Genomic DNA, 25,201 nt, shown 5'->3' with positions numbered 1-25,201 from the left:
AAAGCTAGGAACCTTCATATTCATAGCTTTTTTATTTTATCCATTCGCCTTTTTGTTTTCTTAATAAAGGATTAAGAATTCATTAAAATAGTAAATATATGGATTTATCGTGCTACATTGTTTTTAGAACGATAGTTGATCCTTTTGTTTTTCTTTTTATAAATTTTGGAGGCATGTATATGTCACATTTAATTACTTTATTTGAACAGCATAGTTATCTGATACTATTTATGGGGATTTTTCTAGAATTAATGGCTCTGCCTATTTCAGGCGAATTTTTAATGAGCTATGCTGGCTATTTTGTCTATCAGGGAAAAATGAATTATATTTTAGCACTTCTGACAGTTTTTTTATCGGGTGGCGCAGGAATAACCGCAACGTACTGGATTGGAAAAGCGGGAGGATATAAACTTATAGAAAAATACGGGAAATATATTCATCTTGGACCTGAGCGGTATAAAAAAACAGCTGCTTGGTTTGAACGGTATGGTAGTAAATTGTTGATTTTTGCCTATTTTATACCTGGAATTAGGCATTTCACTGGTTATATATCCGGGATTTCAAAAATGCCGTTTAAAAAATTCATCATTCCTGCTTACTTAGGATCTTTTTTATGGGGTCTTTGCTTTATTACTTTAGGAAAGGTCTTGGGGCCCCGCTGGGAGGTTTTTCATCACGCGGCAAGTAAATACTTCGTTATCTTTATAATTGTTTTGGCTGTATTGTTAGCAGGCTATTTGGTATATCGTTATTATAAAAATCAAATTAAGGACTTTCTTATTCATTTCATACAGGGGTTATTGAGTTATCTAAAAACCGTTAGAAAGACGGAAATCTTTCTTATTTTCCTCACTTTCGTTTTAATAGGTATGGTGACCTTGATGCTGGGAATGGCTCAAGACTATTTATATGGTGAGTTTAGTCAGTTCAATGAAATTACTGAATATATGGTTGAATCTGCAATTTATAGGAACTGGATGAAAGCTTTTCTTGTTTTCCAATTTCCATATGCCTTCGGTGCTATGATCGGAATTACCATCATCCGCATTTGGAGAAAAGGAAAGAACAGGGTACTTGAGTTTCTATTACTTTTTGTTCCTATTTTGGGGGCAAGGTTGTTTCATGAATCAGTCCTTCAGCTTTTTTCCTTCCTTGAATCAATCGGGTTTGTAGGGAAAATTCATTCAAGTAATTTTCCTGATTTACTGAGTACTTTAACAATTATCATTTATGGGACTTGCTTATTTTTGTTAGTCCGACATTCGAAAAATAATTTTATACATCTCTTTGGTTCTCTATTTGGTGTAATCTTATTAATAGTAATTGCGATAGCAAATATAGCTTCAACGGAAGTACTTCCAAGCGACATTGCTGGAGGATATGTATATGGTGCAGTCTGGATCTTTTTTAACTTCTTGATGTTTGAAATGTTCCGGCTTGTATTGGAAAAAAATTAAGTTAATAAAATGTCTTTGGAAGGGCGAAGGTTTCGTGAAAACACATATTTTAGTCATTGAGGATGAGACGCAAATTGCTCGTGTCTTAAAGATGGAGCTTGAGTATGAAGGGTATCAGGTAACAGTTGAACACACTGGGAAGGCAGGATTAGAAACGGCCTTACAAACAGAAACGGATTTAATTTTATTGGATGTCATGCTGCCAGAGCTCAGCGGAATGGAAGTATTAAGGAGATTTAGAAGGGAAAACACAGTCACTCCTGTCATTCTTTTGACAGCACGGAATTCAACTTTTGACAAAGTATCAGGGCTAGATCATGGTGCTAATGATTATGTCACAAAGCCTTTTGAAATTGAAGAACTCCTTGCCCGTATTCGCGCGTGTCTGCGGAATCGCCCGAATGGGGAAAAATCTCAATTGATTGTAGAGGATCTTATTATTAATAAGGAATCAAGAGAAGTGAAAAGGGACGGAAAACCCATTTCATTAACACCGAAGGAATATGACTTCTTGGTCTATTTAGTCATGAATAAAAATAAGGTCGTCACACGTGAGAACATCATCCTTAATGTATGGGGCTATGAATACGAGGGAGAGACCAACGTAATCGATGTTTTTATCAGACATCTGCGAAAAAAGGTTGACGAGGGCTTTTCTGTCCCGTTAATTACAACAGTCAGAGGGATTGGTTTTACGATAAAGGAGAAAACGGATGAAGATCACGACAAAAATTAACCTTTTAACCACAGCCTGGATGCTTTGCATTTTAATACTCGTTAATGTTGTCGTCTTCTTCTTATTCATGAAAACAACCATCAATATGGAAAAGGATATGCTTTTTAAAAAGGCTGCAGATATCGAAAAACAGATTGATAACAGTCAATCCTCTCGTAACGTTGAGGATAAATTAAAAGGGTTTTTATCAGAATACTCCTATATCCGAATCATCGGTCCCGGGAACAAAATCATCTACGAAGTTTCGAATGATAAGGTATTATCCACAAAGATTAAAGGGAGATATGCAGAAAATCAACAGTCCCAAACTTATTTAATTTCTGGGAAAAATGGAGAAGAGCAAGTATTGGTTGTGCATGATCCAATTCATACTGGTAAACAATTTAAAGAAAGTCTGGAAATTGGAGAACGATTACAGGGTTTAGAAGCAAGGAAAGAGATTCTTAGAGCCATTTTAATATTTAGTACTATCCTAGCTGCTATAATATCCTTACTCGGAGGAAGATGGCTGTCGAATATGATCATGAGGCCGATTTCCAATATGATTACTACCATGGAGGAAATTGAAAAGAGTGGTGTTCCGAAGACTATCACCATTCAAAATAGGGCAAAAGATGAGCTGCAAACTTTGGCTAAAACATTTAATCGAATGATAGATAGACTTCAAGAGAACTTAGCAAAGCAATCGCAGTTTATTTCGGATGCCTCTCATGAATTAAAAACCCCGTTAACGGTCATTAAAAGCTATGCAAATCTGCTGAGAAGGCACGGGCTTGAAAATAAAGAAATGGCTGACGAAGCCATTCAAGCTATTCATTCTGAGGCAACTAGGATACAAAAAATGACAGATACTTTTTTAGACTTAGCCACTCTTGAACGAGAATCAGAATTAGAAATCCATGAAGTAAACCTGGTTTCTTTTTGCCAAAATATTTTGAAGCAACTAAAACAAGTATATAAACGAGAAATAACCTTGGAATATGACACGTCTTCTCTCATTGTTCATGCAGATGAATTAAAGCTTAAACAGGTTATTATCATTTTGCTGGACAATGCCATGAAATACAGTCAGGAAAAAATTGAGGTTTTCTTAGAGCAGAAAGAACAATTTGCCATTATTCGTGTAAAAGATTATGGGATTGGAATCCCGCAGGAGGAGATCCATAATATTTTTGAGCGGTTTTATCGTGTTGATAAAGCGAGGAGCAGAGAAACCGGGGGGACTGGATTAGGTCTGCATATCGCCAAAAGTATTATGAAATTGCACAAAGGTGAAATAGAAATAGAGTGCAATGAAGGATCGGGGACTACTGTAAAATTACTTTTGCCTAAATGAAGCAGAATTTCACGCAACTAACACTAATATTAACACTGTGGAAATCATTATTTCCGAAAGATTATTTTTTAAAAGACGAGGTAGTTTTGCTTTTGAATCTTTCCGACTTGCTATATAATGGGAGTAACATGTTCACGAAATTGTCAAAATTCCATTTGAGTATATAGCAAAAATTTATCGGGGGGATTAGAAATGATTAGGGCGGCAGTTGCGGGTGTTGTTGGTTTCATTTTAATTTTTATAGAGTCCATGATTGTCATGAAGTTTAAAGGCTACGCTACGATTGAATTCGGCGGCCTTAAACCGTTCATTAACGTTTGGGCGATGAATTTCTTCGTTGTTTTTGCCATCCTGACACAGGTTACAAATTGGTACGTTAACAGACAGAGTTTCAAGGAAGATAACAGCTATTAATCTGCAAAAACAAACACCTCCATCTCAAGGCTGAGATAGAGGTGTTTTTTGGTTATGCAGTGCGTTTCACCGGATCATTTGCTTTTAAAACTGTTTTGCGGAAGAAAGGAACAACCCAGCGGTCTAAACCGATGCGGCCTGCGTTGTAGCCTGCGGCTAAGATAATCACGCCAAGGAAAATGTCAGTAGGAATGTGAGATACGGTTCCAGCAAGGAAGAACGCAAAGTTCATGACTAAGGCAAAGAATGCAGCGGCAGTTGTCAAGCAGCCTAACATTAATCCTAAGCCGACTAAAACTTCTCCCCAAGGAACAATAAAGTTAAAGATATCAACGTTAGGAAGGGCGAAGCCTTTTAAGAATTCAACATACCAGCCATAAACAACCGCCCCATCTGGACCTTTTACAGGATTGGCAGTAACTCCTTTTAAAAATCCTGCTGCATCAAATCCTCCAGTTAATTTATGAAAACCGGCAGTGAACCAAGAATATCCGAGATATAAACGTAAGACGGTTAAAATTCCAGCGGCGATCTTGTTTTCTCTCAACCAATTTGCAAACATTTGAAACATCTCCTTAAAAGGTTTATATAAGTTTTAAATAATTTCTACACTGTAAATATAGCAAATTTAATTTGAACTGAGAGCTCTTTGTTCGCTAATTCACATATTCGTAAAAAAGCTTTGAACAATTTGTTACATGACATTTTATTTAGTTAAGCATTTTGTCTAATGGGTTCTTTTCCTTTGAAAACAGCCTTACGGAAGAAAGGAACAACCCAGCGGTCTAAACCAAAGTGTCCTGCATTGTAGCCTGCAATAAGAATAATCATGCCAAGGAAAATGTCAGTCGGAATGTGAGATACAGTTCCAACAAGGAAGAACGCAAAGTTCATGACTAAAGCAAAGAATGCAGCGGCAGTTGTTAAGCAGCCTAAAATTAATCCTAAGCCGACTAAAGTTTCTCCCCAAGGAACGATAAAGTTAAAGATATCGACGTTTGGAATGGCGAAGCCTTTTAAGAATTCAACATACCAGCCATACACAACGGCGCCATCCGGACCTTTTACAGGGTTCGCAGTTACTCCTTTTAAAAATCCAGCAGCATCAAAGCCTCCAGTCAATTTATGAAAACCTGCGGTAAACCAAGAATACCCAAGATATAAACGTAAGACAGTTAAAATACCAGCAGCAATTTTGTTTTCTCTTAACCAACGAGCAAACATTTGAAACATCTCCTTAAAAGATTTATATAAGTTTTAAATAATTACTACACTGTAAATATAGCAAATTTAGTTTGAATCGAGGGCTTTTTGTTCACTAATTCACATATTCGTAAAAAAGCTTTGAACAATTTGTTACATACTGGAAGGGAAGATACTGTAGGAAATTTTTTCAAAAAACCACTTGATAAAACTAATGTTATTAGTTAAAATAAAACTAACGATAATAGTTAAGGGGTTGGTCATAATGAGAATGATCCAAAAGGGATATTTGTATCAGGTAACGTTTATGGCGAATGTGTTTCCAGTAAATTGCTATTTGGTGGAAGAAGAGGACGGTTTAACACTAATTGATGCGGCTTTAGGGTTTGTTGCAAAGGGAATATTGCAGGCAGCCGAGAGAATTGGAAAACCTATTACAAAGATTGTCTTAACCCATGCCCATGAGGATCATGTTGGAGCACTGGATTTGTTAAAGGAAAGACTGCCAGATGTATCTGTTTATATTTCGGTGAGGGATAACCGATTAATGAACGGCGACCGCTCCCTGGATTCTCATGAGGATCAGACCCCGATAAAAGGCGGTGTCCCTAAGAAATTGAAAACAAGAGCCAATGTTTTATTGAAGGAAGGGGATATCGTTGGATCGTTAAAAGCCTTCGAATCGCCAGGTCACACTCCTGGGTCTATGTCCTTTTTAGATATGAGGACCCAAGCCTTAGTGGCAGGGGATGCATTCCAAACAAGAGGCGGCATAGCGATTGCGGGGGATTTCAGACCATTTTTTCCATTCCCGGCCTTCGGGACATGGAGCAAACAAACCGCTTTAACAAGCGCCAGGAAATTAGCCGCAGTGAATCCAAGTTTGCTTGCCATCGGCCATGGGGAAATGGTGGAAAACCCTGCAGAGGCTATGAAGATGGCTATCAATAAAATGGAAAAGAAATTACGCAAAAAGGAGAAATAAAATGGCTAGACCGAAAGTTGGACTTGAATTAACCGAAATTCTGGAAGTGGCGGGGGAGCTTGCCGACCAATATGGTCTTCAGGAAGTTACCTTGGCAAACCTGGCGAAAGAGCTAAATATCCGCCCGCCGTCTCTTTATAATCATTTTGATGGCCTCCCGGGACTAAGGAAAAAGCTAGCCATATATGGGCTCAATCTGTTGTATGACGAATTAGCCCCAGCGGCTATCGGGGTGTCTGGAGCAGAAGCGCTGCTAGCGATTAGCAAGGCTTATGTGGGGTTTGCCAGAACGCATCCAGGAATCTATGAGGCCACCTTAATGGCACCGGACCCGGAGGATGTTGACGTTCAGCAGGCGGGTGCCAAAATAGTCGATCTTTCCGTCCGGGTTTTGCAGGCCTATAAGCTAGAGGGCGACATGGCTCTGCATGCCGTGAGGGGGCTGCGCAGCATCCTCCATGGATTCTCCTCCCTTGAGCAAAGAGGTGGATTCAAAATGGCTTTGGACTTGGATAAGAGTTTGGAGATCATCATAACGGCGTTTATCGAGGGAATCCGGAAGGGCCGATAAACAGAAAAAACTCATCAAAACACGATTACTCTGCTGTTTTGGGGAGTTTTTTCGTTTATGAAGCCGCATGGCTTTCATTTCCGATGCATTTTGAATTGCAAAAATAGCTCATTATAGTAGGCCAAGTTCTTCTTGCCCAGGTTTTCATAGACTTCCAGCTTCTTTGTCAGTTCAGGTGACGGGTAGAACCGTTTATCATTGACAACATCTTTTGGCAGAAATTTAAGGGCCGCTTTATTTGGCGTCGAGTAGCCGACATATTCGGTGTTTTGCGCGGCAACTTTTGGGTCAAGCATGAAATTAATGAACTTTTGCGCACCATCGATATTTTTTGCTGTTTTTGGAATGACCATGTTATCAAACCACAAGTTGGACCCTTCCTTTGGGACAACATAATCCAAGTGCTCATTTTCTGACATAATTTCTGAAGCGTCTCCAGACCATACCAACCCAATCGAGGCTTCTTCATTGGCCATGAGCATCTTGATTTCATCACCGACAATCGCCTTGACATTAGGGGTTAATGTATCAAGTTTATTTTTTGCTTCCAGCAGGTGTTCCTTGTTCGTGTCATTAAGAGAATATCCCAGGCTGTTCAGCCCCATCCCCATTACCTCGCGGGCACCGTCAATTAATAGGATTTCATTTTTTAAATCGGGGGCCCAAAGGTCATTCCAGCTGGTTATTTTCTTTCCGTTAAGCTTGCTTGGATTATAGACGATTCCGACGGTTCCCCAAAAATATGGAACTGAATATTGATTGTCGGGATCAAATGGGAGGTCCATAAACCGTTTATCAATATTCTTTAAATTTGGAAGCTTGGTATAATCTAATGGAATCAGCAAATTCTCATGGCGCATTTTGTCAATCGTATACTCAGAAGGAACAGCAACATCATAAGTAGTGCCGCCCTGCTGGATTTTGGTCATCATCGCCTCATTTGAATCAAACGTTTCATAGATGACTTTAATGCCTGTTTCTTTTTCGAATTTCTTAATCAGCGCGGGGTCAATATAATCCCCCCAGTTATAGACAGTTAAAGTGTTCCCGCCTGAATAGCCTTGTGAGGAATTCAAGCTGGATATGGCAATTAAAATCAGGGCGGAGGAAACGGCGATAACCAGGAAAAATCTAACCAGATTTTTCATCGTTTACGCACCCCCGCTCCGTTTACTTTATTGTTTTGGACAATAAAGTAATAGATGACTACCAGTATCATCGTAAATAGGAATAGCAAAGCCGACAACGCATTGATGCTTAAGGAAATTCCGCGGCGGGCCAATGAATAAATTTCAACCGACAGCGTTGAGAACCCATTGCCGGTAACAAAAAATGTCACAGCAAAGTCGTCGAAGGAATACGTTAGCGCCATGAAAAAACCTGCCAAAATGCCAGGAGAAATATAAGGGATGATTACCTTTGTCATGACATCCCAGTGATTTGCCCCAAGGTCGCGCGCCGCATCAATCAAAGACGGGCTCATTTCCATTAATTTTGGCAGCACCATTAAAACCACAATCGGAATGCAAAAGGCGATATGCGATAAAAGTACCGAATAAAAACCTAGCTTGATTCCTGCAGTGGTAAATAAAATTAAAAAAGAGGCTCCAATAATTACATCCGGGCTGACAATCAGGACATTGTTCATTGCCAATAATGTATGTTTCGTTTGCTTTCTTTTTGCCATATAAATGGCCAAAGCTCCGATTATGCCGATGATGGTCGAAAATAATGCCGACAATAGGGCAACGACAACAGTATTCAGCACAATAATTAACAGTCTTGTATCACCAAACAGTTCCCGGTACCAATCCAAGGTAAAGCCTTCAAAGTTATACATCGTTTCTCCGCTGTTAAAGGAGTAAAAGACGAGAAAAAAGATGGGTGCATAAAGGACGAAAAAAATGATGGCCAAAAATAGCTTAGAAAATGGCGATATTCTTCTTTCCAAGTTACACACCTCGCTTTCGAGTATTGGTCATAACCATAATCAAAAACATAGCAATGATTAAAAAGACTGCGATTGTTGAGCCCATCCCCCAGTCCTGGGTGACCAGAAAGTGCTGCTCAATGGCTGTGCCAAGTGTGATGACACGATTCCCTGCGATTAATCTGGTCAGCATAAACAGGGAAAGTGCCGGTATAAACGTCACCTGACAGCCGGATTTCACCCCGTCAATCGTTAATGGGAAAATAACCCTTCGAAAGGTTGTCCACTTTGAGGCTCCCAAGTCATTGGCAGCATCAATCAAGGCAGGGTTCAATTCGTCTAGAGCGTTAAAAATGGGCAATATCATAAAAGGAATAAAGATATAAACCGATACAAACACAAAGCTGAAGTCGGTAAATAAAATTTGCTTCTGGCCAATCCCGATGATTTTTAAAAAGCTGTTGGCCGCACCGTATGTCCCAAAAATGCCAAGAAAGGCATAAGCTTTTAATAAAAGGTTGATCCAGGACGGCACAATGATTAACAGCAGCCACAATTGCTTGTGCTTTGTTTTCGTCAAAAGGTAAGCGACCGGATACGAAATCAACAGTGTAATGGCCGTAATTAAAAATGCATACCAAAATGAACTAAAGGTCATTTTTAAATAGACGGGCGTAAAAAATTTCTGATAGTTCGTGAGTGAAAAATGACCTTCAATATCAAAAAATGAATAGTAAAGGACTAACAAAATAGGACCAACGACAAACAGAATAATCCAAAGATAATAAGGGATTTTAAATAAATTGCCGGTCAGCTTCCTATCCATGGCGGTTCCCACCCGTATAAGTTTCCAAGCGCCTGTCGAACTCTTCCTCCGTTTCGCCCGGCTTCATGATATGAATGGCTTCCGGGTCAAAATGGAGTCCAATTTCAGCTCCGACCATCGCCTTTTTCGTCGAATGGACAAGCCACTCATTCTTGTCTTTATCATAGCAGCTAATCTCATAATGAACGCCGCGGAACAGCTGGGAATCGACTAGGACCTTCAGTTTGCCTCGCTCGACGGTCGTAATCTCAAGGTCCTCAGGCCGAATGACTATTTCCACCTGCTCTCCCTCACGAAAGCCCTTGTCGACACAGTCAAATTCAGTGCCCCCGAATTCTACCAGATAATCTCTAATCATTTTTCCGGTTACAATATTAGACTCCCCGATAAAGTCGGCAACAAAGCGATTAACCGGTTCATCATAAATATCTGTCGGCGTTCCGCTTTGTTGAATTTTCCCTTTGTTAAGAACAAAGATTTCATCGGACATGGCCAGTGCTTCTTCCTGGTCGTGGGTGACAAATATAAACGTAATCCCCAATCGCTGCTGCAGTTCGCGGAGCTCATATTGCATTTCGGTGCGCAGCTTTAAATCGAGGGCAGAAAGAGGCTCATCAAGCAAGATGACTTCCGGTTCGTTAACAATCGCCCGAGCGATGGCAACACGCTGCTTTTGTCCCCCGGACATCTCACGTATCTCCCGGTTTTCGAACCCGCTGAGATTGACAAAGCTCAGCGCTTCCTTTACTTTGGCTTGGATTACCTCCTTTTTTAGTTTCTTGATGCGCAGACCAAATGCCACATTTTCAAACACATTTAAATGAGGGAACAGAGCATAATCCTGAAATACGGTATTAACCTGCCGTTTATTGGCAGGAATATTATTGATTTTTTTTTCTTTAAAATAGATCTCACCTTTGCTTGGCTCAATAAATCCAGCTATTAATCTTAATATGGTTGTTTTACCGCAGCCGGATGGGCCAAGAAGTGTATAAAATTTCCCCTGCTCAATCTCGAAACTTACATCATCAAGTACAGGCGGATCCTGATCATATTGCTTTGTTACATTTTTGAATTGGATAATGGAAGTATTTGTCATGGTAGACACCCCCTTAGAAAGTAGGTTTTGGGAACAATTATACCGTTAATGGGTAAAAATTCAATGTTAGTTTGATTTTATGTCTGTGTGGAAGAAGTTGGATGCTTTTTGATGTGCGTTAATGGTCAAGCCTTTGTTATAATGAAATCAATATTTGATTAAAAGGATGAGATTGCTGTGCAAAAACAATTAGGATTGGTGCTGGATGTAGAAACGACAGGTTTAGGGCCAACAACGGATGAGGTTATTGAACTGGCTCTAAAGTTATTTTCCTATTCAACCGAAACCGGTGAAATAATCGAGGTTTTGGAGGAAGATTCCTTTTTAAGAGAACCCCTTTCAGGTTCGGCTCGCCGGAACTATGACAGGGCATTCCGGGTTCATGGCATCCCATTTGACATGGTTCAGGGAAAGAGCTTTTATGATGTGAAGATTAAAACATATTTTCATCGTGCTGATTCTGTTTTTGCACATAATGCTTCCTTTGACCGCAGTTTCCTTTACCACATGTATCCGGAAGTGAATGACTTGCAGTGGTTTTGCACAATGAGGAATGTGCCTTGGAAACAGTACGGCTTTCCAAATGGTAAGCTGCTTACCCTTTTGGAAGCCCATGAAATCACAAACTATCAAACACATAGAGCGATGGATGATATTACATACCTAATGGAACTGCTTAAGCGGACAAGTCCAAAAGGCAATCTATATCTTCAAGAAGTTCTTGAATTCGGACCGATGAGAAAGTATCAGCCGGCTGCATCAAGAGCGAAGATGGGGTAGTTGTATCCTATTGGCGCCCAAACTATAAAAAAATCAAGTGTAACGGTCAGGCGCCAGAGCTTTAGAAAAAACGCATCGGTAATCCGGTGCGTTTTTTCTACCCATTAATAATCGTCCCTCCATTAACATGAATCATTTGTCCACTCATATAAGACGAATCCTCTGAGGCTAAGAAAACATAGCTTGCCGCCAGTTCATAAGGCTGTCCCGCACGTCCCATTGGAGTATCTGATCCGAAAGTGGCGACCTGGTCTGCCGTAAAGGTCGATGGAATGAGCGGAGTCCAGATTGGACCAGGGGCAACCCCGTTTACTCGGATTCCCTGCTTCGCTAATGAAAGGGACAACGAACGAGTATAGGTGACTATCGCTCCTTTTGTGGCCGAGTAATCGAGCAATTGTTCATTTCCATGGTAGGCTGTTATGGAAGCCGTATTTATGATTGATGCCCCTTTCTTTAAAAAAGGAAGAGCCATTTTCGTCATATAAAAATAGGAGAAAATATTGGTCCTGAATGTTTTTTCCAGCTGTGCTGAAGTGATATTTAAAATACTTGGCTGCGGGTGCTGCTCCGCCGCGTTGTTAACCAAAATATCCAATCTCCCGAACTCATCAATTGTTTTCTTCACAACCTCTTTGCAATAGTCCTCATTGCCAATATCGCCAGAAAAGAGAAGGCATCTTCGTCCTTCAGCTTCTATGATTCCTTTGGTTTCCTCAGCATCCTGATGTTCTTCTAGGTATACAATTGCTACATCTGCACCCTCTTTAGCAAAATAAATCGCAACTGATTTTCCAATTCCGCTGTCACCGCCAGTAATAATCGCAGTTTTTCCGGATAATTTTCCGGCTGGCTTATAGTTGGAATCAATGGAAATCGGCTTTGGGTTCATTTCACTCTCAGTTCCCGGCTGATGGTTCTGATGCTGTGGCGGAAACGTCTGCTTTTTTTTGCTTTTATTGCTGCTCATTTTCTAACCCTCCATTAATTTTCATCTCTCGTTAGTTTTAGAAAAATGAGGAAAATTTATGATGGGAAAAGGGAACGAATGTAATAGGGTTGTTGATTGGGGCTTCATTGAAGATATTGAAAATCAAACAAACAAATAAAGGCTCTGTTCCATTGCTGCGAACAGAGCCATTTTGTTTTAAGAAAGGATATTATTGGTGTGGTTTTCCTTCTGTGAAAATTTGGAAGGTTATGCCGAATTTATCTGTTACTTGGCCATAGGCAGGGCTAAAGAAAGTTTCCTGTAAAGGCAATCCAACTTGACCGCCTTGGGAAAGTCCCTCAAACATTTTTCTTGCTTGGTCTGCATCATTGGTTGAAATACAAATCGTCACTTGATTTCCACTATGATGCTCCTGTCCAGGGAAGGTGTCGGAAAACATAACTTCTGACTCACCAATTTTAATGGTCGCATGACTTACCAAATCCTTGGCTTCAGCAGGAAGAGGGTATTCCGGGTTTTCAGGCATTTCACCAAAACTTTGAGAGAATAAAACCTGTGCATCCAATGCCTGTTGATAGAACTGGATCGCTTCCTTAGCTGTACCGTTCATCACGAAATAGGGAATTAATTTTACTGACATGAACATTCACTCCTCGAATCCATCAAAATTTATTAGTTAACATTTTAGTAATGAGGCCTCCATTGGCCAATAGCCATTGAAAACAACACAATTTCTATTATTAACCAATAATTTCATTATAAGACACGGAACAAACGTTCGTCAATTATTTTTAAAAAAGTGATGCCGCCTGCGAGAAAGGGAAAACAGCCATAATTAGTGTGTTATGGTTTATTTGAGTGTTCCAATGTATTTGGATTGCGGCCGGTAGATGGTGTTGTTTTCTGATTGTTCCAGGATGTGGGCTGTCCAGCCAACGATTCTGCTAGCGGTGAAGGTTGGTGTGAAAAGGTCTGCCTCCATGTTAATGGCTTTCATGATAGCTGCGGCATAGAATTCTACATTTGTATAAAGGGAGCGGCCGGGTTTTAACTCCTCTAACACCCTTACTGCGGTTTTTTCTGCGTCCATAGCAAGATCAAGCCATGCATCTTGACCAACTAGCTCCCATAATTTGGCCTTTAAGGCAATGGCACGCGGGTCGTGGGTTTTGTACACCCGATGCCCAAATCCCATTAATCTTTCACCCTTCGATATTTTATCACGCATCACCTTTTCAGCATCTCCAACCGCCGCAATCTCATCCAAAAGTTCAATTACTCCTGAAGGGGCGCCGCCATGAAGCGGTCCTTTCATCGTTCCAATAGCTGATGAAACGGCTGATACTAAATCAGATTCAGTAGATGCCGTAACCCTTGCTGAAAAGGTTGAGGCATTCATGCCATGTTCAAGAGTTAAAATCATATAGGTTTCGAGTACCTCTACATGGGCATCTAATGGGACCGAACCATTAAGCATATAAAGGTAATTTGCCACATGATCCAATTCATTCAACGGTGGAACAAATTCTTTACTCTCCAGCTGTCTTTTCCGGTAAGCAATGATTGTCGGGGCGAGGGCGGTGATACGAATAGCCTGTGACACAGTCGGCTTCCAGCCATAATTGAAATTCCCGCCTTCAGCTGAAATGGCTGTTCTCATCACACTCATTAGATCCATACCAGAAGGGAGCAGGTCGATTAATTTTTTCATATTTTCCGGTAGATCACGGTTGCTCATTAACTCATTTTTCAAAGCTCGTAACTGTACTTCATCAGGTAAATAGCCATGCCAGAGCAAGTAGGCAACTTCTTCAAAAGAGTATCGATTAGTAAGCTTCCCAATTTCATATCCCCGGTAAATAAGCTCTCCCTTTTCACCATCAATATGACTGATTAATGTTTCGGCAGCGACAATTCCTTTTAAACCCTTTTGGATCATAAAAATCTCTCCTTCCTTTATTTACTAATAGTGTATATAATGAGTTCGATTAATGAAATTAAATAATTTTAAATGAAATGATTAATATTTTTAATAAGGAGGAGAATATGGAATTCCAATGGCTCAACACATTTATTACGGCTGCTGATTGTGGGAATTTCCGCAGAACGGCGGAAATCCTTTATATTTCACAGCCTTCTGTTACCGTTCATATAAAACAATTAGAACAAGAACTTGGAATTCAGTTATTTGATCGGGAAGGGAAAAAAGTAAAACTGACCGAAGCGGGGAGAAGATATTTAGTTCATGCAAAGAGATTGTTAGAGGTTTATCAAGGGGGGCTCGAGGACATTCACTCTTTTAGTCAAGGATACTCGACCAAATTTTCTATTGCCATTTCGCCTTTGATCGCGGATACCATCCTGCCATATGTCTTAAAAAGCTATACAAACAAGCATCCTGAGGTAGAGATTTCGGTTAAAATTATCGAATCCGTTGGTATCGAAGATGCGGTATTAAGGGAAGAAGTTGATATCGGGCTGTCATGTTTAAATAGTCTTCACCCTCAATTAATTAGTGAACTCTTATATAAAGATAATGTTATGCTGGTAGCGCCTCATGATGGGAGAGATTCCGAAACAGCACCTCCGTTAGACGAAGAAGAGGTTTTAACATCGAACTATTTGTTAACCCATAATCACCCAGGTTACTGGGATGGTCTTTGTCATGCAGTAAAAACCAAATATCCAAAAGTAAAAATGATGAAAGTATCACAGGTACACATTACAAAAAGATTCATCGTTGAAGGGCTGGGTGTCTCTTTCCTTCCGACATCAACGGTCAGAAGGGAACTGCTAGAAGGGAGGCTTATAGAAGTAGACTGCCAAACCATCCACCTGCCCGAAGCCAACACTTACGCAATCATGAAATACGACCACTCCAAACAAAAAGAATTTCTCGAGTTTATCTCAAACTATCGGATTTAAAAAACAGTGTCCGCCTGAGGCAGACACTGTCCACGATTGGTGTCAGGCGCCGCTCGTTATTTCAATTTAGATAAGTATCGTTCTGTCACGATGCTGCGGTGGTGGATTGCATGGCCGGCGATGATGTAGGCGATGGCACGGGCGGTGACCTCCATGCCATTGGCGTTGCCGACATTTGTCCAGGCTGACTCCGGCATGTTCTCGACCAGAGTGATTGATGCTTTTCTGACTGCAATGAAGTCAGAAAGAATAGATTGCAGCGGCAACTCGCCCATTTGTGCTCCAGCCACATAATCATTTTCGTTAAACCCTGCCAATGGAGTTTTGTCGCCGCGGCCAACTCGAAGCAGGCGGTAGCTCATGATCCTCTCGGTATCTGCCATATGGCCAAGTACTTCTTTGATCCTCCATTTACCAGGTTCATAGCGGAATTGCGCATCTTCCTCTGAAATCCCTTCGAAAAGAGTAACCACTTTTTCAAGACTTTCCTTAAGAATCTGCAATAAATCTCCTTCTGGAACTAACTGAACATACGGTACATAATAATCTGGAAACTCATTGTTATTAGGACGCTGCAACATTCGAAAAACCCCTTTCAAAGATTCTGAAAAAATAACTATCTTCATTTTAGAATTTTTTTCAATTAAATACCATAAAAAAAGAGCTGCCGCCTTGGGTAGTCCCCTAAAGGCAACAGCTCTTAAAATTTAAACATTTTATCAAAATGAACGCGCTTGTTAATGAAATACATGACTGGCATGCCGACAGCCATCACAACGAATTCCCCAACTGCCGTTGTTAACCATGTAAACAGGAATGGCAGATCGAACGCCAAATGCAGTTCAATCGCAATGAGGAACATCGTAAAGGTGAACACCAACGTATTCACAATCATCCGTGCCCAGATTCCTTTAATAAACCGCGCGCATAAAATCGTAATGGCTAAAGCAATCAATGACTGCCCCACACCGAAAATAAGGTCATACGCCTTCATTGGTGAGAAGAATAAATTCGTTAAAAATACCCCTAAAATAATCCCGTATAGATACTTCTTGTTGAAAACGACGAGATGGTTGAACATCTCTGAAACGCGGAATTGAACCTGTGTAAACCCAAATGGCTGAATTAGCGCCGAAACCGCGATGTACAAAGCAGCGACAATACCGTTTACAACAATTTCCCGTACCTTGCTGCTCGATGTGCCCGTGGTGTACTGGGCGTCCAGCATGTTTGTTGTTTTTTCCATATTCACTTCTCCTTAGTTTTTTAAAGTGGGAGGCTCTCGAACCACTTAAAGTAATATACTAACAAACTATTATATTAATACATAAAAAATTGGCAGTCAATTACAGTTTTTGGGATAATAAGAATATACAAAACATAATGTCGGAGGGGAACCATGTACGAATATAAATTTGAAAGAATTGAATTAAGCAAGTTAAGCGGAAAACCTAAGGAAGATTACCATGAAATCATTCAACAAAATGCCAAAAACGGCTGGAGACTGGTCCAGATTTTTGCGCCGGGAATTGCGGCATATGGGTCTGCAGCTTATTATGAAGCCATATTTGAAAGAAAAGTAGATTAAAGAAATACTAATAATAACTGAACATTATCCATCAAAGACCCACGATAAGAATTGCGCCAAAATTAAAAGAATGATAGAATCTAACCAAATAACTTCAAATTTTTAGGATTGTTACTGGCTAATCAGGCAAAACCTATGACTAATGTTTTTATTGCATTAGTTTTAGGTTTTTTTATTTCCCTTTTTATCACAAATATTCCACAAATAGGTGATTTATATGAAAATCGCAAAGGTAATCAATAACAATGTAATCAGCGTCATTGACGAGCAAAATAAAGAATTGGTCATTATGGGAAGAGGAATCGCGTTTCAAAAACGGCCGGGTGACGTAGTGGATGAGAGTAAAATCGAAAAGGTTTTTAGACTCGAAAACAAGGATGTTTCCGAAAAGTTTAAAACGCTATTGTATGAGATTCCATTAGAATATATGGCTGTTTCCGAAGAAATCATCAACTATGCGAAAGTAAAACTAGGGAAGAAGCTAAATGACAGCATCTATGTCTCCTTAACCGACCATATTCATTTTGCGATTGAAAGGCATCAAAAAGGAATCAATATCTCGAATGCGCTCCTTTGGGAGATTAAAAAGATTTATCAAGACGAATTCTCCATTGGTCGGGAAGCGTTAAAAATGATTCAAAACAAGCTTGGTATTACGCTTCCAGAGGATGAAGCGGGCTTTATTGCGATGCATATCGTGAATGCGGAATTAAACGATGAGATGCCAAACCTTGTCAACATAACCAAACTCATTCAGGATATTTTAAACATCGTCAAGTATCATTTCAAGATTGAACTTGATGAGGAATCCTTAAATTATTTCCGGTTCCTTACCCATCTTAAATTTTTTGCGCAACGTCTTTTCAGCGGTTCGCATTTACACAGCGAGGATGATTTTCTTTATAACCTGGTAAAGGAAAAACATAAAGAAGCATTTGCTTGTGCGCAAAAGATTAAAGATTATATTAAAAAAGCGCATCAGCATGAGATCACAAAGGAAGAAATGGGCTACCTTGCCATTCATATACATCGTGTCGTGAATCGAAACTAGTAAATTTTTTATGGTAAGAAAGCGTTGACACCTAATGAAAGCGAATGCTATTATGTGAATACAAATTAATATTAATTTATTAGGATTGTTACTGATTATGCAGGCAAAACCTAAATTGCAAACCATACTTATGTTTATGGCGTGCAGTTTAGGTTTTTTTTATTTTCTTAAAGGTGTGCCATCCTGGTCCGGACAGGAAACACAGCAAAAGTAAAATCAAAAAGTAAATATAAAAACAGGATTGTTACTGGTCATGCAGGCAAAACCTAAGTCATAAAGAATGTTTCAGGGACGCTATGTCTCCGGCTTCTTAATGGCTTAGGTATTTTTTTTACCAAAATACTAGAGGTGATAAAGATGTCGAAAAACGAAAGATTAGCTAAAGAAATTCTTCAGCTAGTTGGCGGAGAAGAGAATGTAAATTCACTTGTTCACTGTGCAACGAGACTGCGTTTCGGATTAAAGGATAAATCAAAAGCCAATAAAGCGAAGTTAGAAAAAACCGATGGGGTCATTACTGTTAAAGAAAGCGGCGGACAGTTCCAAGTGGTTGTAGGAAACAATGTTCCGGAAGTGTATGCGGAAATCGGAAAAATCTCAAACATCACAAAAGATTCAAAACATGCTGCCGCTAAAGATAGTGGAGAAAAAGGAAATTTCTTGGGGAAAGCGGTAGATGTCGTTTCCAGTATTTTTGCACCGCTCCTTGGTTTAATGGCAGGGGCCGGTATCCTTAAAGGGTTATTGTTAATTGCTGTGAATTTCGGCTGGCTGGTCAATACTGATACGACTTATACGATTTTATACGCGGCTGCAGATGCGATGTTCTACTTCCTGCCAGTATTGTTAGCCATCACAACCGCACGTAAGTTTGGCGGAAATATCTTTGTCGCCGTAACCATTGCAGGTGCGCTGCTCTATCCGTCCATTGTGGCGCTTAAAGCGACTCCACCTGAGGGCGGAATCCATTTCTTTAGCATTCCTGTTACCATGATGAGCTACTCATCAACGGTTGTTCCAATCATTCTTTCGATCTTCGTCATGAGCAAGCTTGATATTTACTTTAATAAAAAGATTCACGAAAGCGTTAAAAACTTCGTTACTCCGTTATTGTTATTAGTGATTATGCTTCCATTAACATTGTTGGTATTTGGTCCAATCGGTGTAAATGCAGGTAATGCCGTAGCAAAAGCGATGGTCGCCGCATTCGCATTCAACCCAATTTTAGCTGGCGCCATCATGGGGGCAAGCTGGCAGTTACTCGTCATGTTCGGTATTCACTGGGGCTTGGTGCCAGTATTCATTAACAATATTGCCGTTCACGGAAAAGACGGTGTAAAGCCGGCCGCAACCGCTTCTGTATTTGCTCAAACTGGTGCAATGGTCGGGGTTATGTTAAAAACGAAAAATAAAAAGTTAAAAACATTAGCAGGTTCGGCTGCGATCACAGGTCTTTTTGGTATTACAGAACCAGGAATTTACGGCGTAACATTACCGCTTAAAAAACCATTCATTGCTGGAATCATTGGTGCGGCAATCGGTGGAGGAATCATTGGTTACGCTGGAACGAACGCATTTGCTTCTGGTGCTCCTGGATTATTGACTTTACCAATCTTCTACGGACCAGGCGGCCAAGGGTTCACCGGTCTAATTATCGGTATTGTAGTGGCATTCTTAGTATCTGCAGGTCTTACTTATGTATTAGGTTTTGAAGATCCAGTTGAAGAAGAAATAACTGCTCCAGAAACAGGCAAAGCAGCTAGCAGTGAACAAATTGCCAGTCCTATTACAGGTAAAGTAGTTAACTTATCTGATGTATCTGACCCAGTATTTGCTTCAGAATCGATGGGAAAAGGAATTGCGATTGAACCATCTGTTGGCCGAGTTGTATCGCCTGTAAATGGAGTTGTAACAGTTGCTTTTAAGACGAAGCATGCGATCGGCCTTGTTTCCGAGCAAGGTGCAGAAATCTTAATTCATGTTGGGATCGATACTGTCCAATTGGATGGAAAATACTTCACCTCACATGTTAAACAAGGCGATAAAGTTTCAGTTGGCGATTTATTAGTAGAATTCGATATTGAAAAAATCAAACAAGCTGGCTACGAGGTAACAACACCTGTGATTGTTACGAACTCCAGTATCTATACAGAAGTAACAGCAGCAAGACAAGGGGATATTGGCGAAAAGGAACCAATCTTAATCCTGGATATCCATACAAAAGAAAGTATTGCGTAGGTAGTCACTACTTACTGCTTCATAGATTAAAAACTTAATAAGATATATGGTTTTGGCTATAGCTAAAACCATATATTTTTTTGAAGGAGAGGAATAAATCATGAAACACACACAGCTAAAACCATTTCCGAAGGATTTTTTTTGGGGGGCTTCGACCTCTGCATACCAAGTAGAAGGAGCATGGAATGAGGACGGTAAAGGTCCGTCTGTCATTGATATGCGTGAGAAATACCCAGAGCGTACGACGGATTATAAGGTAGCAAGCGACCATTATCACCTTTATCAAGAGGATGTTAGATTAATGGCAGAGATGGGTTTTAAAGCTTATCGCTTTTCCATCGCCTGGACACGAATTATCCCTAACGGAACAGGTGAAGTGAATCCAAAAGGTCTTGAATTCTACAACAATTTAATTAACGAGCTTATTGAAAATAAGATTGAGCCTATTGTAACGATGTATCACTTTGATTTGCCATATGCGCTTCAAGCTCGCGGAGGCTGGTCGAATCGTGAAACGATTGATGCCTTTGTGAAGTATGCCAAAGTGCTGTTTGATAACTATGGTGACCGTGTTAAATATTGGCTGACGATTAACGAACAAAATATGATGATTATGCATGGGAAGGCGCTAGGCACACTGGACCCAAACTTAGAAGACCCGGACCGTGAGCTTTATCAGCAGAACCATCATATGTTAGTAGCGCAAGCAAAAGCTATGGACGTTTGTCACCAGATGCTGCCGCAAGCATTAATTGGACCCGCTCCCAATATTTCCTATATTTACCCTGCCAGTTCGAAGCCGGAAGATATTTTGGCAGCGCAAAGCTTCAATTCGATCCGCAACTGGCTGTACTTAGATGCAGCCGTATATGGACGTTACAATAAGACAGCTTGGAGCTTCTTAGAAGAAAAGGGCTATGTTCCAACCATTGTCGAAGGTGATATGGAAATCTTAAAAAATGCTAAGCCTGACTTTATTGCGTTCAACTATTACACATCTAAAACGGTAGAAGCAAGCAATGGGGAAGGTAATGATAAAAATAACACTGGCGACCAAGAAATTGTCATTGGTGAAGCAGGTGTTTATAAGGGGCACAACAACCCGAATCTGCCGAAAAACGAATTCGGCTGGGAAATTGACCCGATTGGCTTCCGCACAACGCTTCGTGAAGTATATGACCGCTACCAGTTGCCAATCATCATTACCGAAAACGGACTTGGTGCCTTTGATAAGGTAGAAGAAGACGGCACCGTTCGTGACCCGTACCGGATTGATTATTTGAAAAAGCACCTTGAACAAATGCAGCTCGCGATTACGGATGGCGTAGAGGTGTTTGGCTACTGCCCTTGGTCAGCGATTGACTTGATTTCCACACACCAGGGTGCGAAGAAACGCTACGGCTTTATTTTTGTGGATCGCGAGGAATTTGACTTAAAAGAATTGCGCCGGATCCCAAAACAAAGCTTCTATTGGTATAAGGAAGTCATTGCAAGCAACGGAGAGAAATTGTAATCAAACTAATAGGGCTGACGTGGAAACTTTGTGTCAGCCCTTTGCTTATATTTTCCTCTGATAGACATCTTTCAGGCAAAAAAAAGAATAATAAAGAAAGTACATAATTGATATTTAAAGAAAAGGATGATTTTTGAATGGAACATAACCAACATGGATTCCCCGAAGGATTTCTATGGGGCGGGGCAACCGCTGCCAATCAAATAGAAGGTGGATTTCGCGAAGGCAATAAAGGTTTGAATATCTCAGATGTTTTACCGGGCGGGAAAGAGCGACTTAAAATATTGATGTCGCCTGGCTTTAACTTTGAAATTGACAATGAGAAATATAGGTACCCGAACCATGAAGCGATTGATTTTTATCATCGTTATAAGGAAGATATTGCCTTGTTTGCGGAAATGGGCTTCAAAGTATTTCGGATGTCGATTGCTTGGACAAGAATTTTTCCCAATGGTGATGAGTTAGAGCCGAATGAAGAAGGTCTGGCTTTTTATGACCGGGTCTTTGATGAATTACATAAGTACGGAATAGAGCCCGTTGTGACCATCTCTCACTATGAAATGCCGCTGCATTTGGTGAAAGAATATGGCGGCTGGAGAAGCCGTCAGGTGGTTACTTTCTTTGAAAGATATGCTACATCGATTTTTAACCGTTATAAGGATAAAGTGAAGTATTGGATGACCTTTAATGAAATTAATGGTGCCTTGAAGATGCCAATCATGAGTATGGGCTTCTCACCCCAAAACGAAGAAGTCCGATACCAGCAGACCTTCCAGGCTTTTCACCATCAATTTGTGGCCAGTGCGATGGCCGTAAAAACCTGTAAGCAAATCATTCCAGATGCACAGATTGGCTGCATGATCCTGTTTGCACCTGTTTATTCGTACGATAGTAATCCGGAAAACGTCCTATATGCCTTAAAAGAAGAGGAACTGTTCAATTACTTTTGCGCGGATGTTCATGTGCGCGGCGTGTACCCAACGTTCATTCAGCGCTTCTTTAAAGAGCATAGTGTTGAACTTGAGATTCAGGATGGGGACTTGGAATTAATCAAAGAAGGAACGGTAGATTATATCGGCCTAAGCTATTACATGTCTCGTACAGATAAAAAAGTTAAGGCCGAAGAGGAAAAGGCAAATGGCAATATTGTTGGGGGAGTGAAAAACCCATTCCTGAAAGCAAGTGATTGGGGCTGGGAAATCGACCCTGTCGGTTTGCGGATCAGCTTAAACAAGCTATACGGCAGGTATCAGGTGCCGCTTTTTGTGGTGGAAAATGGGTTAGGGGCATATGACCAAGTAGAGGAAGACGGTACCATCAACGATGATCATCGGATTGATTACCTCCGTGAACATATCAAAGCTATGGAAGAGGCTATTGCAGATGGTGTTGAGCTAATGGGCTATACGAGCTGGGGCTGTATTGATTTAGTCAGTATGTCTACTGGCGAAATGTCCAAGCGTTATGGATTTATCTACGTGGACAAACAAGATGATGGCAGCGGTACATTAGAGCGCAAACCAAAAAAGTCCTTCTATTGGTATAAAAATGTCATTGCTACCAATGGGGAGCAATTATAACAATAAAAAAATCGGTATCTTATTAGGTACCGATTTTTCTATTTGTATGTAGCAGTGGCGTTATTTTTGGATTCGCAGATATAATTGAAAATCCGCAGATATATTGAAAAATCCGCAGATAAAATCAGAAATTCGCAGATAAAATGAAAATCCGCAGATAACTTCAAAAAATTCGCAGATAAATTTTTCCGCTATGTAAAAATGCATGTATCAAGCCGCATTACGATACCGAACGAAGCCCGATAACCCCCGCAATTATCAAACCGACACTGACAAACCTCCCGATGTTTTTCGATTCATCGAACAAAAACATATTTATCAAAACCGCCCCAGCTGTACCAATCCCAATCCAAACCGCATAAGCGATGCTGACCTGCAAATATTGAAAAGAGGTATATAAAAAGCCAAAGGAGGCACTGAAACCGCCAATATAGAGTGCGCCATTTCTCAAGGTTTTCCCTTGGCTGTATAATTTCAGCCCTGCCGCCCCGATAATCTCACTAACACTTGCCAATAGGACAAATAACCAGCCCATGCTAGGCAGCCTCCTTTGCCGTTTCTTTTTTGCTGTGTTTGTTGTCTGCCAGATTTAAACCGATGACCCCTAATACAATAATGGCAATAAACAAAAGCTTGCCGCTATTGAACCCTTCCCCAAAAAGGAACACATCCATCAAGACGGTGCCGATCGTGCCAACTCCTGAAAAAACAGCATAAACCGTTCCGGTTGGCAGCCCTTTGCAGGCTTCAGGCAGAAAGTGAAAATCCGTAAAGATAATCGCGATCACGATGGCCCACTGCCACCAGGTTTCAGCAACATTAAATCCATATACCCACATTAATTCAAATAAACAAGTTAAAGCTACAAATAACCAAGCTTTTTTCAATTATCTCACCTCATGATGCTGGCAAGCCATTTTAACAAGCCAGCTTTACCCTATAGTATATTAGGATATCACAAGCGCAAAAAAAATTGTTTCAACCTGAATTAAACACTATGGGAAATTGTGTAATCTTTGGAAAGTGTGATATAAATCACGAAACACCATCAGGTAAATCAGTATAATGATTAAAACAGGGAAAACTTTGCAGAGGATGGTGAAGAAGTATGGAATACCAACTAAAAACACTTTATTCGGAAATCGGCGGCCAGGAGACGATTGATAGGCTGGTGGAAGCTTTCTATCCGCGCGTCTATGCCGATCCTGATTTAGCTCCATTATTTGAAGGCGATATGGAAGAAATCAAACGGAAGCAGAAAATGTTCCTGCCGCAATTTACAGGCGGTCCGGCACTCTACAGCCAGGAATTTGGCCCACCTGCAATGCAACACCGCCATCTCCCGTTCGAAGTGACACCAAAACGGGCGAAATGCTGGCTTCGCTGCATGAAAGAAGCATTTCGAGAAATCGGCCTTGACCAGAATCCGGCAGGAAAGGCATTCTATGAACGCTTAACACAAGTGGCCGGCATTATGGTGAATAGCCCAGACCGTGAATAATGCAAAAGATCCTCAGCCAAAATTGAGGATCTTTTTTGATGCCCAACCGTCATTGCTGCATATTTTAATTTTTAAAAAGAAATGATATGAATTGGAGGTGTATGAAAAAATGTCAAAGAAAAACGCACCCAATTCAATTCCATATAGTATTTGGGATACCAAATTAGATAATGAGCAAATAGAAATGAACGAAAAAATTGCTGAAACAATGAAAGGCAGTACTGCGGAACAAAAATCAACGGAGCAACAGGATTAACAGGGTAAAAGCAACCATTTCGGGTTGCTTTTATTTTAGCTAATAGGAAAGTATAAACTTTCACAAATTTATACTTTCCTAACGCATAAATTCAACTACGCCTCATGAACCGTCCTATCGGACTCGCCAATCGGCGAGTTTTCATTTAGCTAATAAGAAAGTATAAACTTTCTGTCGAAAGCTTTATACTTTCTTCACGCATAAATTCAACTACGCCTCTGTCTTCGTCCTATCGGACTCGCCAATCGGCGAGTTTTCAT

The 25,201-nt window shown here is 40.5% G+C and carries 28 protein-coding genes and 1 riboswitch; of the genes, 15 read left to right on the top strand and 13 right to left on the bottom strand.

Annotated elements, in window-relative coordinates:
* The first annotated feature begins 179 nt into the window (after positions 1 to 179).
* From KHA99_RS15040 to KHA99_RS15025, 4 genes are all read left to right on the top strand, one after another.
* The gene (locus KHA99_RS15040) at positions 180 to 1,457 is read left to right on the top strand and encodes a VTT domain-containing protein (RefSeq protein WP_213118293.1); all 1,278 of its coding nucleotides are present in this window, start codon (positions 180 to 182) and stop codon (positions 1,455 to 1,457) included.
* A 34-nt stretch (positions 1,458 to 1,491) separates the two neighbouring features.
* Positions 1,492 to 2,193: a response regulator transcription factor gene (locus KHA99_RS15035; RefSeq protein WP_213118292.1), complete on the top strand. Its 702-nt coding sequence runs from the start codon at positions 1,492 to 1,494 to the stop codon at positions 2,191 to 2,193.
* The gene (locus KHA99_RS15030; RefSeq protein WP_213118291.1) at positions 2,171 to 3,529 is read left to right on the top strand and encodes a sensor histidine kinase; all 1,359 of its coding nucleotides are present in this window, start codon (positions 2,171 to 2,173) and stop codon (positions 3,527 to 3,529) included. The genes KHA99_RS15035 and KHA99_RS15030 overlap by 23 nt, the downstream gene beginning before the upstream one ends.
* 192 nt (positions 3,530 to 3,721) lie before the next feature.
* Positions 3,722 to 3,943, top strand: a complete 222-nt coding sequence (locus KHA99_RS15025; RefSeq protein ID WP_213118290.1) for a hypothetical protein — start codon at positions 3,722 to 3,724, stop codon at positions 3,941 to 3,943.
* Positions 3,944 to 3,995: 52 nt separating this feature from the next.
* On the opposite strand, the gene KHA99_RS15020 is transcribed toward KHA99_RS15025, so the two are convergent.
* Positions 3,996 to 4,505: a DoxX family membrane protein gene (locus KHA99_RS15020; RefSeq protein WP_213118289.1), complete on the bottom strand. Its 510-nt coding sequence runs from the start codon at positions 4,503 to 4,505 to the stop codon at positions 3,996 to 3,998.
* Positions 4,506 to 4,657: 152 nt separating this feature from the next.
* Positions 4,658 to 5,167, bottom strand: coding sequence for a DoxX family protein (locus KHA99_RS15015; RefSeq protein WP_213118288.1), 510 nt, complete (start codon positions 5,165 to 5,167; stop codon positions 4,658 to 4,660).
* A 244-nt stretch (positions 5,168 to 5,411) separates the two neighbouring features.
* Between KHA99_RS15015 and KHA99_RS15010 the strand changes: the two genes are divergently transcribed.
* Positions 5,412 to 6,131 (top strand): MBL fold metallo-hydrolase, encoded by a 720-nt coding sequence (locus KHA99_RS15010; RefSeq protein ID WP_213118287.1) that lies wholly within the window; start codon positions 5,412 to 5,414, stop codon positions 6,129 to 6,131.
* A 1-nt stretch (position 6,132) separates the two neighbouring features.
* A complete protein-coding gene (locus KHA99_RS15005) occupies positions 6,133 to 6,702 on the top strand; it encodes a TetR/AcrR family transcriptional regulator (protein WP_213118286.1) in 570 nt (189 codons plus the stop codon).
* A gap of 74 nt (positions 6,703 to 6,776) precedes the next feature.
* Here the strand turns inward: KHA99_RS15005 and KHA99_RS15000 are convergent, their stop codons facing one another.
* From KHA99_RS15000 to KHA99_RS14985, 4 genes are read right to left on the bottom strand one after another with little or no spacing between them, the layout of a single operon-like run.
* A complete protein-coding gene (locus tag KHA99_RS15000; RefSeq protein WP_213118285.1) occupies positions 6,777 to 7,850 on the bottom strand; it encodes an ABC transporter substrate-binding protein in 1,074 nt (357 codons plus the stop codon).
* Positions 7,847 to 8,653 (bottom strand): ABC transporter permease, encoded by an 807-nt coding sequence (locus KHA99_RS14995; RefSeq protein ID WP_213118284.1) that lies wholly within the window; start codon positions 8,651 to 8,653, stop codon positions 7,847 to 7,849. Before KHA99_RS14995 ends, KHA99_RS15000 begins: the two co-directional genes overlap by 4 nt.
* 1 nt (position 8,654) lies before the next feature.
* Positions 8,655 to 9,458 (bottom strand): ABC transporter permease, encoded by an 804-nt coding sequence (locus tag KHA99_RS14990; protein ID WP_213118283.1) that lies wholly within the window; start codon positions 9,456 to 9,458, stop codon positions 8,655 to 8,657.
* On the bottom strand, positions 9,451 to 10,557 hold the full coding sequence (locus KHA99_RS14985; protein WP_213118282.1) for an ABC transporter ATP-binding protein: 1,107 nt from the start codon (positions 10,555 to 10,557) through the stop codon (positions 9,451 to 9,453). The genes KHA99_RS14990 and KHA99_RS14985 overlap by 8 nt, the downstream gene beginning before the upstream one ends.
* 177 nt (positions 10,558 to 10,734) lie before the next feature.
* Here KHA99_RS14985 and KHA99_RS14980 point away from each other — a divergent pair, with 177 nt between their 5' ends.
* On the top strand, positions 10,735 to 11,337 hold the full coding sequence (locus KHA99_RS14980) for an exonuclease domain-containing protein (RefSeq protein WP_284037262.1): 603 nt from the start codon (positions 10,735 to 10,737) through the stop codon (positions 11,335 to 11,337).
* Positions 11,338 to 11,434: 97 nt separating this feature from the next.
* Here the strand turns inward: KHA99_RS14980 and KHA99_RS14975 are convergent, their stop codons facing one another.
* The 3 genes from KHA99_RS14975 to KHA99_RS14965 all read right to left on the bottom strand — a co-directional run bounded on the left by KHA99_RS14975 (position 11,435) and on the right by KHA99_RS14965 (position 14,228).
* Positions 11,435 to 12,307 (bottom strand): SDR family oxidoreductase, encoded by an 873-nt coding sequence (locus tag KHA99_RS14975; RefSeq protein ID WP_213118281.1) that lies wholly within the window; start codon positions 12,305 to 12,307, stop codon positions 11,435 to 11,437.
* Positions 12,308 to 12,497: 190 nt separating this feature from the next.
* Complete coding sequence (locus KHA99_RS14970) at positions 12,498 to 12,929, bottom strand: VOC family protein (RefSeq protein ID WP_213118280.1); 432 nt, start codon at positions 12,927 to 12,929, stop codon at positions 12,498 to 12,500.
* A gap of 210 nt (positions 12,930 to 13,139) precedes the next feature.
* A complete protein-coding gene (locus tag KHA99_RS14965) occupies positions 13,140 to 14,228 on the bottom strand; it encodes a citrate synthase/methylcitrate synthase (RefSeq protein ID WP_213118279.1) in 1,089 nt (362 codons plus the stop codon).
* Between the two features lie 107 nt (positions 14,229 to 14,335).
* Here KHA99_RS14965 and KHA99_RS14960 point away from each other — a divergent pair, with 107 nt between their 5' ends.
* Positions 14,336 to 15,214, top strand: coding sequence for a LysR family transcriptional regulator (locus KHA99_RS14960; protein WP_213118278.1), 879 nt, complete (start codon positions 14,336 to 14,338; stop codon positions 15,212 to 15,214).
* Between the two features lie 56 nt (positions 15,215 to 15,270).
* Here the strand turns inward: KHA99_RS14960 and KHA99_RS14955 are convergent, their stop codons facing one another.
* Positions 15,271 to 15,795: a DinB family protein gene (locus tag KHA99_RS14955; RefSeq protein ID WP_213118277.1), complete on the bottom strand. Its 525-nt coding sequence runs from the start codon at positions 15,793 to 15,795 to the stop codon at positions 15,271 to 15,273.
* A gap of 119 nt (positions 15,796 to 15,914) precedes the next feature.
* Complete coding sequence (locus KHA99_RS14950) at positions 15,915 to 16,442, bottom strand: QueT transporter family protein (protein ID WP_213118882.1); 528 nt, start codon at positions 16,440 to 16,442, stop codon at positions 15,915 to 15,917.
* Positions 16,443 to 16,466: 24 nt separating this feature from the next.
* A riboswitch (PreQ1 riboswitch) is annotated at positions 16,467 to 16,511 on the bottom strand.
* 102 nt (positions 16,512 to 16,613) lie between these two features.
* On the opposite strand from KHA99_RS14950, the gene KHA99_RS14945 reads away from it, so the two are divergent.
* The 5 genes from KHA99_RS14945 to KHA99_RS14925 all read left to right on the top strand — a co-directional run bounded on the left by KHA99_RS14945 (position 16,614) and on the right by KHA99_RS14925 (position 23,184).
* The gene (locus KHA99_RS14945) at positions 16,614 to 16,802 is read left to right on the top strand and encodes a DUF4177 domain-containing protein (RefSeq protein WP_213118276.1); all 189 of its coding nucleotides are present in this window, start codon (positions 16,614 to 16,616) and stop codon (positions 16,800 to 16,802) included.
* Between the two features lie 217 nt (positions 16,803 to 17,019).
* Positions 17,020 to 17,853, top strand: a complete 834-nt coding sequence (gene licT, locus KHA99_RS14940; protein ID WP_213118275.1) for a BglG family transcription antiterminator LicT — start codon at positions 17,020 to 17,022, stop codon at positions 17,851 to 17,853.
* A gap of 357 nt (positions 17,854 to 18,210) precedes the next feature.
* Positions 18,211 to 20,091, top strand: a complete 1,881-nt coding sequence (locus KHA99_RS14935) for a beta-glucoside-specific PTS transporter subunit IIABC (protein WP_213118274.1) — start codon at positions 18,211 to 18,213, stop codon at positions 20,089 to 20,091.
* 100 nt (positions 20,092 to 20,191) lie between these two features.
* Positions 20,192 to 21,604, top strand: a complete 1,413-nt coding sequence (locus KHA99_RS14930) for a glycoside hydrolase family 1 protein (RefSeq protein WP_213118273.1) — start codon at positions 20,192 to 20,194, stop codon at positions 21,602 to 21,604.
* A 137-nt stretch (positions 21,605 to 21,741) separates the two neighbouring features.
* Positions 21,742 to 23,184 carry a glycoside hydrolase family 1 protein gene (locus KHA99_RS14925; protein WP_213118272.1) on the top strand — a complete coding sequence of 481 codons (1,443 nt, stop codon included), beginning with the start codon at positions 21,742 to 21,744 and terminating at the stop codon, positions 23,182 to 23,184.
* Positions 23,185 to 23,404: 220 nt separating this feature from the next.
* On the opposite strand, the gene KHA99_RS14920 is transcribed toward KHA99_RS14925, so the two are convergent.
* On the bottom strand, positions 23,405 to 23,719 hold the full coding sequence (locus KHA99_RS14920; RefSeq protein WP_213118271.1) for a DMT family transporter: 315 nt from the start codon (positions 23,717 to 23,719) through the stop codon (positions 23,405 to 23,407).
* A gap of 1 nt (position 23,720) precedes the next feature.
* A complete protein-coding gene (locus tag KHA99_RS14915) occupies positions 23,721 to 24,071 on the bottom strand; it encodes a DMT family transporter (RefSeq protein WP_213118270.1) in 351 nt (116 codons plus the stop codon).
* A gap of 221 nt (positions 24,072 to 24,292) precedes the next feature.
* Between KHA99_RS14915 and KHA99_RS14910 the strand changes: the two genes are divergently transcribed.
* A complete protein-coding gene (locus KHA99_RS14910) occupies positions 24,293 to 24,685 on the top strand; it encodes a globin domain-containing protein (RefSeq protein WP_213118269.1) in 393 nt (130 codons plus the stop codon).
* 109 nt (positions 24,686 to 24,794) lie between these two features.
* Positions 24,795 to 24,941 (top strand): hypothetical protein, encoded by a 147-nt coding sequence (locus KHA99_RS14905; RefSeq protein ID WP_213118268.1) that lies wholly within the window; start codon positions 24,795 to 24,797, stop codon positions 24,939 to 24,941.
* Positions 24,942 to 25,201 lie beyond the last annotated feature (260 nt).

It is taken from the genome of Neobacillus rhizophilus (assembly GCF_018343535.1).
GTDB classification, from domain to species: domain Bacteria; phylum Bacillota; class Bacilli; order Bacillales; family Cytobacillaceae; genus Neobacillus; species Neobacillus rhizophilus.
This window is presented reverse-complemented; position numbering and strand designations above follow the sequence as displayed.

Excerpts from the sequence above, each read along its gene's own strand:
- KHA99_RS15040 (WP_213118293.1), top strand. The coding sequence starts at position 180 with ATGTCACATTTAATTACTTTATTTGAACAGCATAGTTATCTGATACTA.
- KHA99_RS15030 (WP_213118291.1), top strand. The coding sequence starts at position 2,171 with ATGAAGATCACGACAAAAATTAACCTTTTAACCACAGCCTGGATGCTT.
- KHA99_RS15025 (WP_213118290.1), top strand. The coding sequence starts at position 3,722 with ATGATTAGGGCGGCAGTTGCGGGTGTTGTTGGTTTCATTTTAATTTTT.
- KHA99_RS15020 (WP_213118289.1), bottom strand. The coding sequence starts at position 4,505 with ATGTTTGCAAATTGGTTGAGAGAAAACAAGATCGCCGCTGGAATTTTA.
- KHA99_RS15015 (WP_213118288.1), bottom strand. The coding sequence starts at position 5,167 with ATGTTTGCTCGTTGGTTAAGAGAAAACAAAATTGCTGCTGGTATTTTA.
- KHA99_RS15010 (WP_213118287.1), top strand. The coding sequence starts at position 5,412 with ATGAGAATGATCCAAAAGGGATATTTGTATCAGGTAACGTTTATGGCG.
- KHA99_RS15005 (WP_213118286.1), top strand. The coding sequence starts at position 6,133 with ATGGCTAGACCGAAAGTTGGACTTGAATTAACCGAAATTCTGGAAGTG.
- KHA99_RS15000 (WP_213118285.1), bottom strand. The coding sequence starts at position 7,850 with ATGAAAAATCTGGTTAGATTTTTCCTGGTTATCGCCGTTTCCTCCGCC.
- KHA99_RS14990 (WP_213118283.1), bottom strand. The coding sequence starts at position 9,458 with ATGGATAGGAAGCTGACCGGCAATTTATTTAAAATCCCTTATTATCTT.
- KHA99_RS14985 (WP_213118282.1), bottom strand. The coding sequence starts at position 10,557 with ATGACAAATACTTCCATTATCCAATTCAAAAATGTAACAAAGCAATAT.
- KHA99_RS14975 (WP_213118281.1), bottom strand. The coding sequence starts at position 12,307 with ATGAGCAGCAATAAAAGCAAAAAAAAGCAGACGTTTCCGCCACAGCAT.
- KHA99_RS14970 (WP_213118280.1), bottom strand. The coding sequence starts at position 12,929 with ATGTCAGTAAAATTAATTCCCTATTTCGTGATGAACGGTACAGCTAAG.
- KHA99_RS14965 (WP_213118279.1), bottom strand. The coding sequence starts at position 14,228 with ATGATCCAAAAGGGTTTAAAAGGAATTGTCGCTGCCGAAACATTAATC.
- KHA99_RS14960 (WP_213118278.1), top strand. The coding sequence starts at position 14,336 with ATGGAATTCCAATGGCTCAACACATTTATTACGGCTGCTGATTGTGGG.
- KHA99_RS14955 (WP_213118277.1), bottom strand. The coding sequence starts at position 15,795 with ATGTTGCAGCGTCCTAATAACAATGAGTTTCCAGATTATTATGTACCG.
- KHA99_RS14950 (WP_213118882.1), bottom strand. The coding sequence starts at position 16,442 with ATGCTGGACGCCCAGTACACCACGGGCACATCGAGCAGCAAGGTACGG.
- KHA99_RS14945 (WP_213118276.1), top strand. The coding sequence starts at position 16,614 with ATGTACGAATATAAATTTGAAAGAATTGAATTAAGCAAGTTAAGCGGA.
- licT (WP_213118275.1), top strand. The coding sequence starts at position 17,020 with ATGAAAATCGCAAAGGTAATCAATAACAATGTAATCAGCGTCATTGAC.
- KHA99_RS14935 (WP_213118274.1), top strand. The coding sequence starts at position 18,211 with ATGTCGAAAAACGAAAGATTAGCTAAAGAAATTCTTCAGCTAGTTGGC.
- KHA99_RS14930 (WP_213118273.1), top strand. The coding sequence starts at position 20,192 with ATGAAACACACACAGCTAAAACCATTTCCGAAGGATTTTTTTTGGGGG.
- KHA99_RS14925 (WP_213118272.1), top strand. The coding sequence starts at position 21,742 with ATGGAACATAACCAACATGGATTCCCCGAAGGATTTCTATGGGGCGGG.
- KHA99_RS14920 (WP_213118271.1), bottom strand. The coding sequence starts at position 23,719 with ATGGGCTGGTTATTTGTCCTATTGGCAAGTGTTAGTGAGATTATCGGG.
- KHA99_RS14910 (WP_213118269.1), top strand. The coding sequence starts at position 24,293 with ATGGAATACCAACTAAAAACACTTTATTCGGAAATCGGCGGCCAGGAG.
- KHA99_RS14905 (WP_213118268.1), top strand. The coding sequence starts at position 24,795 with ATGTCAAAGAAAAACGCACCCAATTCAATTCCATATAGTATTTGGGAT.